Raw genomic sequence first — 13,275 nt, forward strand, 5'->3', positions numbered from 1 at the left:
TGTTCTGGCTGCTCGGGAGTCTTGCTGCGGCAACATGGCATTCGGTCGTGTTGGTCGCGGTGGTGGGGGTCAGCGGGGGAGGTAGGCCACGGCGAAGGTGCGGCGGTAGGGCAGCACCGTGCCCCAGTCGCGGGCGGGGTAGGCCGCGCGGAGTCGGAGCTTGAGTTGTTCGCTGAACTCGTCACGCAGTTCGTCGGGAAGCGCCTCGAGGAAGGGACGCGCGCCGGTGCCGGAGATCCAGTCGAAGACCGGGTCGTCGCCCTTGTCCTTGAGTATGTGCAGATACGTCGACTCCCACGCGTTGACCTCGTAGCCGCGCTCGGCGAAGAAGTTCAGGTAGAAGTCGGGCTCGAGCCAGGGGAGTCTGCGGACGTCGCCGAGGTACTGCGCGTACGGCTCCTCCTCAGCGAGTTCGTTGAGGCTGCGATAGGTGGCGGCACCGGTGTTGTTGGGAACCTGGATTGCGAAGGCGCCACCGTCGTTGAGGTGGGGCAGTAGCCGCTCGATCGCGACTTCCTGATCGGGGACCCACTGGAACACCGCGTTCGACAAGAACAGGTCGACGGGTTCGGGAGGTGTCCACTCGGTGAGGTCGGCGACGTCGTAGTTGGCCAGCCCGTCCATGTTCTCTCGGATGGCCTCGGCGATCATCTCTGTCGAGGCGTCGATCCCGAGGACCAGGGCTTCGGGCCAGCGTTCGCGTAGGTGCTTGGTGTGCTGCCCAGGCCCGCATCCGAGATCGACGATGGTCGACGGATTGGTCGGCACCTCGGCGATCAGATCGAGGAAGGGGCGGGCACGAGCGTCGGAGAATTGTAGGTATCGACTCGGATCCCAGACCGGCATGCAACCAACTCTATGCAATTCACAGCGATCATGGCAGTGGGTAACCTGGGAGGAGTGTCAGAGACTCTCGTGAACGATGGTGACAACGCACTGGTGACGGCCGCATCGGCTGCCGCAGACGTCGTCGAAATTTCTACCGATGGCGCCTGCCTGGGGAATCCCGGGCCGGGCGGATGGGGTGCGGTTCTGCGATACCGCGGTCATGAGAAGGAAATCTCCGGCGCTGAACCCGATACCACCAATAACAAGATGGAATTGACGGCAGCGATCGAGGGACTCGCGGCACTGACCAAGCCGTCGAAGGTGATCCTCTACACCGACTCGAGTTACGTGCGAAACGGCATCACCAAGTGGGTGAGTGGCTGGCAGCGCAACGGCTGGAAAACAGCAGACAAGAAGCCCGTGAAGAATGCAGACCTGTGGCGCCGCCTCATCGAGGAGGAGAAGGTGCACGAGGTGACCTGGAAATGGGTGAAAGGTCATGCGGGAGACCACTACAACGAGATCGCCGACACGCTCGCAACATCTGCCGCAAAGAAACTCGCTGGGCGTGAGTGATGAGTTCGGCCGCCTCGCATACTGATTCGACGATCTCGGTCGCCGTCCTCCCCGAGCGCGATCAATACATCGCCGCGGCACTCGACGACGCCGACGCGACGCAGACCGACCTCGACGCCGCACGGGTTCTGATCTGGCTGGGAGGCGCGGCGGGGTTCCCCGATCTCCCCGACACAGTCGAATGGGTAGCACTGAAGACGGCGGGGATCGAAGAGTTCGTCGCCGCGGGTGTTCTCGACGACAAGCGCGTGTGGACGAATGCGTCCGGCTTCTATGCCGAGAACGTCGCCGAGCACGCACTCGCGCTCTTGCTGGCCGGTCTTCGGCAGATCAACACCTCGGTGCGGTGGGGCTGGGACAAAGACCACATCGACCCCGCGGTGCGCACACTGCGCGGGGCGACCGTGGCGATCATCGGTGCGGGTGGCATCGCGAGATCGCTGATTCCTCGTCTGAAGGCCTGTGGCGCTTCGGTTCTCGCGGTCAATCATTCGGGACGCGAGGTCGACGGCGCCGAGCGCACGTTGCCGTCGTCGCGGATGGATGAGGTGTGGTCGTCGTGCGATCACGTGGTCCTCGCCGCCCCGTCGACTCCCGAAACCCATCACCTGATCAACGGAAAGGTGTTGGCGCAGTTGCCTTCCCATGCGTGGGTGGTCAACATCGCACGCGGACCTCTCGTCGACCAACAGGCGCTGTACTGGGCGCTCAAGGGGCATGAGATCGCGGGCGCTGCACTTGACGTGACCGATCCCGAACCGCCTGCGCGAAACGATCCGCTGTGGTCGCTATCGAACGTGATCATCACACCGCACATCGCCAACCCATCGTCGGGTCTCACTCGCGAGCTCGCGCCGTGGATCGCGGAGAACATCCGCCGGTTCCGCGCAGGAGACGATCTTGTGTCCACCGTGGCGGCTGGTCGCGATTACTGAGTCCCCCATCGTCGTCTGCGGTGTGTCGGGGTGTGGGAAGAGCACGGTCGGCGCGGCGCTTGCTGCACGGTTGAAGGCGCCGTTCGTCGACGCCGATGACCTTCATCCGGCCGCGAACATCGCGAAAATGGCTGCGGGACATCCACTCACCGACGCCGATAGGATGCCCTGGCTCGAGGTGGTCGGTACCTGGCTCGCCGAGCATGACGACGGCGTTGCCGCCTGTTCGGCACTGCGTCGCAGCTATCGGGATCGACTGCGCCGTAAGGCGCCCGGAGTGTTCTTCGTGATGCTCGCCCTCGACCGTCACGCTGCACTGACACGCGTACGCGGGCGGCGAGACCACTTCATGCCCGCGGCGCTCATCGACTCGCAGTTCGCCGCACTCGAACCACTCGGACCCGACGAGCAGGGGATGACCGTCGACGCCACGCTGCCGCTCGAGGTGATCGTCGATCAGGTGTTGCGTTAGAGCGCGCTCTAAGGCCTAGCGTTGCTGTCATGAGTACAGATCACCTCATGAGCAGGGCGTTGGCCACGTTGAACGAACTCGACGGTCCGCTGTCGGTCGAGGTCATCCACCGCCTGGTCGAAGCGGACGAGATCGACGAACCGCTGACCATTGCCCAGGCGGCGGAGATGCTCGACGTCTCGGCGCACACACTGCGGTACTACGAGCGGATCGGACTCGTCTCCGTGCCCCGCGATGCGTCGGGAAACCGGCGCTACGACGCCGACGCCGTGCGGAGGCTGGTCTTCCTGACACGAATGAGGCTGTCGGGCATGGCCATTCGTGACCTCCAGCACTACGTCGAACTGGTCGACGAGGGCGAAGACACCGTCCCGGAGCGGCTCGAGATGTTGCTGGAACATCGCGACACGATTCGACGCCAGATCTCAGAACTCACGCTCTCGCTGGCAGCAACCGAATACAAGATCGCCACCTACGGCGGAAGGACTCAGCCATGACCGCATCAACAGACTCGACAACCGCGAACCGCAGGCGCATCGGCTCCCTTGAGGTCTCACCGCTCGGATTGGGTTGTATGGGAATGAGTTTCGCCTACGGCGAGGCCGATCAGGACGAGGCGAGGTCGACGCTGCATCACGCTCTCGACGTCGGGGTCAACCTGCTCGACACCGCAGACGTCTACGGTGCGGGAGCCAACGAAGAACTTCTCGCGGGAGTTCTGGCCGACCGCAGAGACGACGTGGTGCTCGCGACCAAGTTCGGCATCGTGCTCGACCCCGAAACCGGTTATCCCAACGGCGAAGTCGACGGTTCGCCTGCGTATGTGCGGTCGGCGGTCGACGCCTCGCTGCGACGTCTCGGCGTCGACACCATCGACCTCTACTACCTGCATCGTGTCGACCCGAAGCTGCCTATCGAGGAGACTGTCGGGGCGATGGCAGAGTTGGTGGCCGCCGGAAAGGTTCGGGAACTCGGGATCAGCGAGGCCAACGCCGACACCCTGCGTCGCGCAGCGGCGGTGCATCCCATTGCCGCGCTGCAATCGGAGTGGTCGTTGTTCAGCCGGGACGTCGAATCGTCGGATGTTGTCGCCGCACGCGAACTCGGCGTCACGATGGTCCCCTACAGTCCGCTCGGCCGCGGCATGTTGACGGGATCTGCTGCGGCAGTGCAGGTTTCCGACGGTGACTTCCGTTTGACGCTCCCGCGGTGGCAGGCCGAGAACCTCGACCACAACCTCGCGCTGGTCGACGAGATACGTGCAGTGGCAAGCGAGGTCGACGCCACCCCGGGGCAGGTCGCGTTGGCGTGGCTGCTCGCTCAGGGTGGCGACGTCGTGCCGATCCCCGGCACCAAGCGCACTCGCTACCTCGACGAGAACCTCGGCGCGCTGTCGGTGGAGCTGAGTTCGGATCAGCTCGAGCGATTGTCGACGCTGCGCCCCGCGGGCGACCGCTACCCCGACATGGACTGGGTGGCGGGCAGGTCGTCGTAGTCCGTGCCGCACTCCTGCGCCAAAATCTAGAACGTGTTGCAGTTCTGTGGCATTGTCGGGAGTCGTGATCCTGGACAGATTCCGACTCGACGACACCGTCGCGGTCATCACGGGCGCGGGCCGCGGCCTCGGAGCGGCGATCGCTATCGCGTACGCCGAGGCGGGCGCCGACGTGGTGATCTCAGCACGCAGCGAAAGCGAACTGGAGAAGGTGGCCGCGCAGGTCGCCGACCTGGGCAGGCGTGCGCGCGTCGTCGTCGCCGACCTCTCCAATCCAGACGCTGCGGCAGCCCTCGCGCAGACCGCCGTCGACGCGTTCGGACGGCTCGACACCGTCGTGAACAACGTCGGCGGCGCGATGCCACGACCGCTGCTCGACACCTCGCCAAAGAATCTGAGCGACGCCTTCGGTTTCAATGTGGCCAATGCTCATGCGCTGGTGACGGCCGCGGTTCCGCTGGTGTTGGAGACGGCCGGCTCGGGATCGATCATCAACATCACCTCTGCGATGGGGCGGCTGCCGGGCCGTGCGTACGCGGCGTACGGAACGGCCAAGGCCGCGCTCGCGCACTACACGCGGCTCGCGGCGATGGACCTCAATCCGCGTATCCGGGTCAACGCCATCGCGCCTGGGGCGATCCTGACGTCGGCCCTCGATATCGTGGCGGCCGACGACACGATCCGGGCGGCAATCGAGAACTCGACACCGATGCATCGGCTCGGCGAGCCCGAAGACATCGCCGCCGCGGCCGTCTACCTCGCGTCGCCTGCCGGTGCCTACGTGACCGGAAAGGTTCTCGAGGTCGACGGCGGAATCATCGCTCCGAACCTCGATCTCCCGATCCCCGATATGTAGGACGGGTTCGCCTTACGACGGCCGTTCGTTGCGGGATGCACGCTCGACGATGGTCGCGATGCGAGCGGACTTGGTCTCGGGTTTGCGTGCCATCGCGATCTGGGTGAGCGCCAGCTTCCGCGCACTCGGCGGAAACGCGTCCCAGTGCTCGCGCGCCTGCGGCGTCGCGTCGAGTGCCGCGGTCAGCTCGGGGTGCTCAACACCCGCCTCCGCGTCGTCGAGGAGATTCCAGAGGCCGCGCGCCTTGGCGTCGTCGATCACGGCCTGGCCGGCGGGTTGCATGCGGCCGGCGGCGCGGAGTTCGGTCACCCGCTTCTTGTTCGACGCCGACCACGCGCTGGAGCGGCCCCGGCGCGTGAACCACATTCCGCGACGCTGCTCGTCGAGTGTGCGGGTGTGGCCGTCGATCCATCCCCAGCACAGCGCCTCGCGGACGGTTTCGTCGTAGTCGAGGGCGACGCGGCCGGAGTCCTTGCGCCAGAACACCAACCAGATTCCCGACGACGAATCGTGGTTGTCCGCGAGCCAGTTCCGCCAGTCGTCGATGGTGTCGAAGACGTGCGTAGGGGCGTCCGCTTTGGCCATGTCCACACGGTAGTCGCGGCCGCTGACGTGGGTACTGTTGTCTCATGGATCAGTTCTTGCACTTCATGGGCAATAACTGGTGGCTGATTTTCCCGATTGGCGGAGTTATCGGCGGTTGGGCCGGGTCGGTCGCCCGCTACAACGAGAAGCGTCGACGCGACAAGATCGAACTCGCCCGGGTCAAGGCGAGTGCGCAGACCGAGCAACTACGACTCACCCAGGCCGACAAGTCAGCCATCACCAAGGTGCTCGAGAAGCACGACGCGATAGATCAGCGATGGTTCGATTTTGAACTCGACCTGGCGACACTGATCGAGTTCCCCATGATGACCGACATGCGCGAGCCGCTGACGCTGGCGTTTCATCGCGCGAAGATCCGCGCCGACGATCTGCGCCCGGCGTCGGCCGACCAGAAGCTCGACCCGCTCGAGTTCGAGCGCTACCGCGACGCCGTCGGCGACTACGCAGCGGCCTTCGACGCGGCCGAACGCGAGGCGCGGCGTCGCAAACAGTCCGACTTCTCGCCCATCGAGCGCGAGTCGCTCGACCGCGCGCGCAAGCTGATCTCCGTCGCCGCAGACGCCGCCGCCACACCCGCGGAACGCCAGGCCGCCTACCGCAAGGCCCGCCAGGAGCTCGACGGACTCATCGACGTCCCGGATGTCGCCGCCGCCCAGATCGAGCAGCGAATCGCGGGCGAGCTGGAGCGCTGAGCGGGCGCTGCGTCGAGGAAACACGTGTTTCTGACAGATGCGCGCGGAACTTCGCGCGCATGTGTCAGACGCGCGTGTTTCTTTCGGCCCGGCTGTCGGTTGTGCACAGGCCCGGAATCGGGTGGATCCAGATCGGCGTTGTCGACGTCGGATATGCATGGACACTTTCCCGGTCAACGAACACGGATTGATACTGCGACGCACGGCGCTCGACGCGGGCGCCTCCGATCGACAACTCACGCGAGCCGTCGACGCGGGCACTCTCGTGCGGGTGTGGCCCGGCGCCTACGTGCTGCCCGACAAGAGCCGCACGCCGGAGGTCAAGCATCGGCTGAAGGCGGTCGCGGCAACGCTGCTGTCCGAATCCGACGTGCCGCTGAGCCATCAGTCGGCGGGAGTGCTCCACGGGATGTCGCTGTTGTTCCCCGACCTGTCGCGGGTCCACCTGACCACCGGGCACAAGACCGGCGGGCGCATCGAAACCCAGCGACATCTGCACTCCGGTCGTCTGGGGCCCGACGACGTCACGGCGATCGACGGCATCACGGTGACGTCGCTGGAGGTCACCGCCGTCGACATCGCGTGCAGCGGCAACTTCTTCCAGGCACTGGCCGTGCTCGACTCCGCGCTCCGGCTCGGTGCTGACCGCGAGAGGATGTCGGCGCTCCTCGATTCTCGACGTCGTGGTGTCGCCGTCGCACGAAGGGCGCTTGCGTTCGCGAGCCCACTGGCCGACAACGCGGGCGAGTCGTGGGGCAGAGGTCAGATGATCGTCGCCGAACTGCCGGTCCCGCGTCTGCAGCGAGAATACTTCGACGCCGACGGCCGATTCGTCGCCAAGGTCGACTACGACTGGGAGGGCAAGCTCGTCGGCGAGTTCGACGGTATGCGCAAGTACACCAAGGATCTGGGCGACGACGAGACCGCGCTCGACGTGATGAAGCGCGAGAAGGCCCGCGAAGATGGCGTCAGGCGCCTCGGGCCGATGGTGATCCGATGGGTCTGGGCCGATCTGCGACAAAACCGCATGGTGCCGATGGTGCGAGAGTGGCTGGAGCGCTTGGAGATTGGCGGAATGGGTAGCGCTCAAGCCTCCGAGTCGACGGCCCCGGCGAACTGGCTGCGGTACAGCCGGCAGTACGCGCCCTGAGCGGCGAGGAGCTCGTCGTGGTTGCCCTGCTCGACGATGTGCCCATCCTCCATCACCACAATGACGTCGGCATCGCGGATGGTCGAAAGGCGGTGCGCGATAACGAAACTCGTACGGTCGGTGCGCAGTGCCGCCATCGCCTTCTGGATGAGCAGCTCGGTGCGGGTGTCGACGGAGCTGGTGGCCTCGTCGAGAATCAGGATGGTCGGGCGTGCGAGGAAGGCGCGCGCGATCGTGATGAGCTGTCGCTCACCGGCACTCACGCCGCCGCCCTCGTCGTCGAGCATCGTCTCGTAGCCGTCGGGCAGGATGCGGACGAAGTGGTCGACGTGGCTCATGCGCGCGGCCTCGAGGACCTCCTCGCGCGACGCGGTGGGGTCGCCGTAGGCGATGTTGTCGTAGATGGTTCCGCCGAACAGCCACGAATCCTGCAGCACCATTCCGGTGCGTTCGCGTAGGTCGTCGCGGGTCATCTGACGGGATTCGACGCCGTCGACGGTGATGGTTCCGGAGTCGACGTCGTAGAAGCGCATGATGAGGTTGACCAGGGTGGTCTTGCCCGCGCCGGTCGGCCCGACGATGGCGACCATGTGGCCGGGACGCGCGACGAGTGAGAGGCCGTCGATGAGCGGCTTGTCGGCGACGTAGCGGAACGAGACGTCGTCGAATTCGATGAGCCCACGGTCGTGCTCAGGCGTCTTGGGGTTCTTCGGGTCGGGGGTCTGCTCGTCGGCGTCGAGGATGTCGAAGATGCGCTCGGCCGACGCGACGCCGCTCTGCAGCAGGTTGACCATCGACCCGATCTGCGTGAGTGGCTGCGTGAACTGTCGCGAGTACTGGATGAACGCCTGCACCTCGCCGAGGCTCAACGCACCCGATGCCACGCGCAGTCCGCCGACGACCGCGACCGCCACGTAGTTGAGGTTGCCGAGGAACATGATCGTCGGCATGACGGTGCTCGAGATGAATTGTGCACGCCAACTCGACTGGTAGAGCTTCTCGTTGCGCTCGTCGAATTCCGATTCGACGTCGGCCTGGCGGTTGAACGCGGTCACCAGTTCGTGCCCGGTGAACGCCTCTTCGACCTGTGCGTTGAGCTTGCCGGTCGACGACCACTGCGCGAGGAAGTGCGGCTTGGAGCGTTTGGCGATCAGCGCGGTTGCACCCGCGGCGAGCGGCACGGTGACGAGCGCGATGAGCGCCAGCAGTGGCGAGATCCAGAGCATCATCACCAGGATCGCGATCACCATCAGGATGGAGTTCAGCAACTGGGAGATGGTCTGCTGCAACGTCTGTGACAGATTGTCGAGGTCGTTGGTGACGCGACTGAGCAGATCGCCGCGTGCGGTGGTGTCGTAGTAGCTCAGCGGGAGGCGGTGGATCTTGGCCTCGACCTCTGCGCGCAGATGCTTGACGGTTCCGACGACGACGATGTTGAGCAGATACGCGCCAGCCACGACAACAGCGACGAGCCGATGTAGAGCGCCAGCACGATCAGCAACACGCGGCCGACGTCGCCGAAGTCGATGCCCACGCCCGGGGTGACGTTCATCGAGTTCACCATGTCGGCGAGGGTGCCGTTGCCGCGCTCACGCAGCCCCTCGACGGCCTGCGCCTTGGTCGTTCCCGCGGGGAGCATCTTGCCGACGACGCCGTCGAAGATGATGTTGGTGGCGTCGCCGAGCACTCGCGGTGCGAACGCCGTGAGGATCACCGATCCGATGATCGACAACACGACGACGCTCATCGACGTCCGGTAGGAGAACAGCAGTCCGATCAGCCGCTTGATCGACGGACCGAACGATCGCGCCTTCGCCACGACCGGCCCCGCAGCCATCGGGCCGCGGCCGGGCCCCGGGGATGCGGGGGCGCCGCCGCCAGCGCGGGTCATGCCGACTCTCCGATCGCGAGCTGCGACTCCGCGATCTCGCGGTACGTCTCGGAGGTCGCGAGAAGTTCGTCGTGTGTGCCGATCCCGACGATCCGACCGCGATCGAGCACGACGATCTGCTCGGCGTCGACGATGGTCGAGATGCGTTGGGCGACGATGATGACGGCGGACTCCGACGTCGCGGGCGCGAGTGCGGCGCGGAGGCGGGCGTCCGTGGCGACGTCGAGTGCCGAGAACGCGTCGTCGAAGAGGTAGACCGACGGTTTGCGCACCAACGCGCGGGCTATTGCGAGGCGCTGACGTTGACCACCCGACACGGTGGTGCCGCCCTGGGAGATCGGGGTGTCGAGGCCGTCGGGCATGCGCTCGACGAAGTCGGCGGCCTGCGCGATCCGCAACGCCTCCCATATCTCGTCGTCGGTGGCGTCGGGTTTGCCGTTGCGAATGTTCGACGCGACGGTCCCCGAGAACAGGTACGGGCGCTGCGGGACGAGGCCGATGGCGTCGCGCAGGGCGTTGGGGTCGAGGCGTCGGACATCGGTATCGCCGACACGAACCTCACCGGCGGTGACGTCGATGAGTCGGGGCACCAGACCGACGAGCGTGGTCTTGCCGGAGCCGGTCGAGCCGACGATGGCGGTCGTGGTGCCGGGTTCGACGCGAAAGCTGATGTCGGACAACACGGGATCGTCGGCGCCCGGATAGCGGAACTGAGCCCCCCGGAACTCCACAGTCGACGGTTGCGCGGCGAAGGGCACCGGGTTTTGCGGTGCTCCGACGGAGGTCTCGGTGTCGAGGACCTCGCAGATGCGCTCGGCACAGACCGTCGCGCGTGGCGCCATCATTGCGAGGAACGACGCCATCATCACCGACATCAGGATCTGCATGACGTAGGTGATCATCGCGGTCAGCGCACCGATCTCGATGCTGCCGTCGGACACCAGGTGGCCGCCGAACCAGATGATCGCGACGATCGTGACGTTCGTGATCAGCATGACGGCGGGGAACATCAACGCCTGCATGCGGCCGACACGCAGCGTGGCCTGGGCGAGGCTGTCGTTCGCGGTGGCGAAGCGGTCGATCTCGTAGCGTTCGCGCACAAACGCCCGGACCACTCGGATGCCCGTGATCTGTTCACGCAGAACACGATTGACCGCGTCGATACGCTCCTGCATCGCGCGGAAGCCGGGAATCATGCGCGCGATGATGACCCCCATCGCGACCGCGAGAACGGGCACCGCCACGACGAGCACCCACGACAACTGCGACCCCACTTTGATGCCCATGATGATGCCGCCGATGCACATGATGGGCGCCATCACCAGGATGGTGGTGCTCATGACGATCAACAACTGCACCTGCTGGACGTCGTTGGTGGTGCGGGTGATCAACGACGGCGCGCCGAACGTCCCCATCTCCCTGGCCGAGTAGGTGTTGATCCGGTGCAGCAGGTCGTGCCGGATGTCGCGTCCGGTCGCGAGCGCTGCCCGCGAGCCGAAGTACTGGGCGATGATGGTGCACACGATCTGGGCGATCGTGATGACGAGCATGACCGCACCGATGCGCAGGATGTACGACGTGTCGCCCTTCGCGACGCCGTTGTCGATGATGTCGGCGTTCAGCGTCGGCAGGTACAACATGGCCACCGTCGCGACGAGCTGCAGTATCACGACGGCGAGCATGTGCCAGGGGTACCGCGAGAGGTATGTCCTGATCAGGCGGGTCAGCATGTGGCGCTCACTCACACGACGCTAGCAAGGTGTGCCGACACGGTGCGAGGGAAATACCCCGGGGGCTCGCGTCAGGCGGACGTCAATGCGACTGCCGCTTCACCGGTGTAGGTGAGGTAGGTGAAGGACTCCTGGAAGTACAGGTTCACCACGTCGGCGTCGTGCGAGTCGTAGCCGATCGAGACATCCTGGCCGATCGTCAGCTCGAAATCGCCTCCACGCGTGGACAATACGAACGCTCCGGTGATCGCGGGCGCCCACACGATCTCGCCGTCGATCAGACGCTGAATGTGCTGGCGGACCGGGTAACCGTGATTCGACGTCTCGTTGACGAGGTTGTACACATCGGCTGCGAGTGCGATGGAGTACGGCCCGTCGATCGACGCGAGCTTGAGCGTCGAGAGCGCCGCGCTGAACGCCTCGGGGTAGTCACGCACGTCCTCGGGCAGCGGGATGGGGGTTGCGGTGGCCTCGGCGCGGATGCCCGAGATGCCTGCGGCGGCGTAGCCCTCGAAGATCGCGCGGTCTTCGGCCAGCGCGAGTTCGCGCGCGGCGTCGACCACCGGATCCCAATCCGAATCCTCCGCGCCGCGGTCGACGTCGTCGATGGCCTCGCGCGTGACGGTGAACGGCACCTTGAGTTCGATCAGCGGCTGAACGCTGCGCTTGAACGCCTGGATGCCGTCAGCGGGGGCGTCGATCTTGGTGCGGTGTCCGCGCGTGACCGACGACGCCTCGAGTCCGAGCGGTCCCTTGACGTCGACGAGTCGACGGCCCGCGATGTTGCGCTTGAACGACCGAGCCGCCTCTTCTTCGATGGCCTCCCAGGCGGACGCGGAGATGGGGGCGAGTTCGCGATGCAGATTGTTCATGGTGCGTCTCCTGGTAGTCGGTGTTGGTGGCGGGTTGTGTTGTCAGGCAGAAGGTGCGGAGGAGTCACGAGGGGCGCAGTGATCCGATTCCCAGCGACCCGTCGCCGGGGTCAGTCGGCTCGGGTGGTGGAACCGGCGATGCGGCGTCGAGCGTGACCGGCGCGGGTGCGTCGTGGGGAGCGTCGTCGTCGGAATCCGACTCAGCGGCGGGTGGGGCATCGGGGAGGTCGTCGAAGAAGTCGACGGTCGGGGTGAAGAACTGTGCCCCGGTGACGGCGGTGGTGAAGTCGAGCAGCCTGTCGTAGTTTCCGGCGGGATCGCCGATGAACATCTTGCGCAGCATTTCCTCGGTGACGTCGGGTGCCGAGGAGTACGCGATGTAGAAGGTGCCGGAGTCGCCGATGCCGGAGGCCTCGCCGTAGGGCATGTTGTCGCGGACGACGTCGATCTGCTCACCGTTGACGTCGTTGACCACATTGAGTGCGATGTGCGAGTTGGTCGGTTTCACGTCGTCGGACATCTCGATGTTGTCGAGTTTGGTTCGCCCGATCGCCGCCTCCTGGTCTTCGACGGAGATCGAATCCCATTCCTTGAAGTCGGTGACGTAGCGCTGGATGGCGACGTAGCTACCGCCCGCGTACGCGGGGTCTTCGTCGCCGACCGTGATCGCGTCGATCGCGGCCTGGCCGACGGGATTCTCGGTGCCGTCGACGAAGCCGATGAGGTCGCGTAGGTCGAAGTAGCGGAAGCCGTGCACCTCGTCGACGACGGTCACGGCGTCGCCGAGTTCACTCATCAGCATGCGGCCGAGCTCGTAGCAGAGGTCCATCGCGTCGGCCTTGAGGTGGAGCAGGAGGTCGGCGGGAGTCGCTGGGGCGGTGTGGACATCGCCCGCGTACTCGACGAAGGGTCGAAGCGACTTGGGGCGGTTGCCCGCGAACAAGCGGTCCCACGCGTCCGAGCCGATCGACACGATGCCCGCAAGTGCCTGCTCGGGCGCTCGGGACGATACGGAGTTGATGCGTGACCCGAGGACGTCGAACATTCCTCGGACAGCGTCCTCGCCACCCGCGTTGATCGTCAGGACGAGGAACAACGCGTGCTTTGTCTTGCGTGTCAGAATCGTCTGCGGTACGGGCACGGTTTTCACTCTAGTGCAGCGCGCAATGCGC

Annotated in this window: 13 protein-coding genes and 1 pseudogene; 8 read left to right on the forward strand and 6 right to left on the reverse strand. The window is 65.5% G+C overall.

Annotation, left to right across the window (positions count from 1 at the left end):
• Window positions 1-69: 69 nt before the first annotated feature.
• Window positions 70-846 carry a methyltransferase domain-containing protein gene (locus A5788_RS11220; RefSeq protein WP_064864049.1) on the reverse strand — a complete coding sequence of 259 codons (777 nt, stop codon included), beginning with the start codon at window positions 844-846 and terminating at the stop codon, window positions 70-72.
• Between the two features lie 69 nt (window positions 847-915).
• Between A5788_RS11220 and rnhA the strand changes: the two genes are divergently transcribed.
• From rnhA to A5788_RS11250, 6 genes are all read left to right on the forward strand, one after another.
• Entirely contained in the window at window positions 916-1,404 is a 489-nt protein-coding gene (rnhA, locus tag A5788_RS11225; RefSeq protein WP_049699485.1) for a ribonuclease HI, read from the forward strand.
• Window positions 1,404-2,339, forward strand: coding sequence for a D-isomer specific 2-hydroxyacid dehydrogenase family protein (locus A5788_RS11230; protein ID WP_064864051.1), 936 nt, complete (start codon window positions 1,404-1,406; stop codon window positions 2,337-2,339). The genes rnhA and A5788_RS11230 overlap by 1 nt, the downstream gene beginning before the upstream one ends.
• Window positions 2,305-2,811: a gluconokinase gene (locus A5788_RS11235; protein WP_231894139.1), complete on the forward strand. Its 507-nt coding sequence runs from the start codon at window positions 2,305-2,307 to the stop codon at window positions 2,809-2,811. The genes A5788_RS11230 and A5788_RS11235 overlap by 35 nt, the downstream gene beginning before the upstream one ends.
• Window positions 2,812-2,840: 29 nt before the next feature.
• Entirely contained in the window at window positions 2,841-3,308 is a 468-nt protein-coding gene (locus tag A5788_RS11240) for a MerR family transcriptional regulator (protein ID WP_064864053.1), read from the forward strand.
• Window positions 3,305-4,306 (forward strand): aldo/keto reductase, encoded by a 1,002-nt coding sequence (locus A5788_RS11245; protein ID WP_064864054.1) that lies wholly within the window; start codon window positions 3,305-3,307, stop codon window positions 4,304-4,306. Before A5788_RS11240 ends, A5788_RS11245 begins: the two co-directional genes overlap by 4 nt.
• A 64-nt stretch (window positions 4,307-4,370) precedes the next feature.
• Window positions 4,371-5,162: an SDR family oxidoreductase gene (locus A5788_RS11250; protein ID WP_064864056.1), complete on the forward strand. Its 792-nt coding sequence runs from the start codon at window positions 4,371-4,373 to the stop codon at window positions 5,160-5,162.
• A gap of 12 nt (window positions 5,163-5,174) precedes the next feature.
• Here A5788_RS11250 and A5788_RS11255 read toward each other — a convergent pair whose 3' ends face one another.
• The gene (locus tag A5788_RS11255; protein WP_064864058.1) at window positions 5,175-5,747 is read right to left on the reverse strand and encodes a YdeI/OmpD-associated family protein; all 573 of its coding nucleotides are present in this window, start codon (window positions 5,745-5,747) and stop codon (window positions 5,175-5,177) included.
• A 44-nt stretch (window positions 5,748-5,791) separates the two neighbouring features.
• Between A5788_RS11255 and A5788_RS11260 the strand changes: the two genes are divergently transcribed.
• Together A5788_RS11260 and A5788_RS11265 are read left to right on the forward strand one after the other, a co-directional pair.
• On the forward strand, window positions 5,792-6,460 hold the full coding sequence (locus A5788_RS11260) for a hypothetical protein (protein WP_064864060.1): 669 nt from the start codon (window positions 5,792-5,794) through the stop codon (window positions 6,458-6,460).
• 157 nt (window positions 6,461-6,617) lie between these two features.
• A complete protein-coding gene (locus A5788_RS11265; protein ID WP_064864062.1) occupies window positions 6,618-7,610 on the forward strand; it encodes a type IV toxin-antitoxin system AbiEi family antitoxin domain-containing protein in 993 nt (330 codons plus the stop codon).
• Here A5788_RS11265 and A5788_RS11270 read toward each other — a convergent pair.
• The 4 genes and pseudogenes from A5788_RS11270 to A5788_RS11285 form a co-directional block, all read right to left on the reverse strand.
• Window positions 7,547-9,501: pseudogene (locus tag A5788_RS11270) on the reverse strand (ABC transporter ATP-binding protein). The gene A5788_RS11265 and the pseudogene A5788_RS11270 sit on opposite strands and share 64 nt — an antisense overlap.
• On the reverse strand, window positions 9,498-11,231 hold the full coding sequence (locus A5788_RS11275; RefSeq protein ID WP_064864064.1) for an ABC transporter ATP-binding protein: 1,734 nt from the start codon (window positions 11,229-11,231) through the stop codon (window positions 9,498-9,500). The pseudogene A5788_RS11270 and the gene A5788_RS11275 overlap by 4 nt, the downstream one beginning before the upstream one ends.
• A 71-nt stretch (window positions 11,232-11,302) precedes the next feature.
• Complete coding sequence (locus A5788_RS11280) at window positions 11,303-12,103, reverse strand: family 1 encapsulin nanocompartment shell protein (RefSeq protein WP_049699380.1); 801 nt, start codon at window positions 12,101-12,103, stop codon at window positions 11,303-11,305.
• A 64-nt stretch (window positions 12,104-12,167) separates the two neighbouring features.
• A complete protein-coding gene (locus tag A5788_RS11285) occupies window positions 12,168-13,244 on the reverse strand; it encodes a Dyp-type peroxidase (protein WP_049699486.1) in 1,077 nt (358 codons plus the stop codon).
• Between the last annotated feature and the right edge of the window lie 31 nt (window positions 13,245-13,275).

The organism is Gordonia sp. 852002-50816_SCH5313054-c, from assembly GCF_001665925.1.
Classification (GTDB): Bacteria; Actinomycetota; Actinomycetes; order Mycobacteriales; family Mycobacteriaceae; genus Gordonia; species Gordonia jacobaea.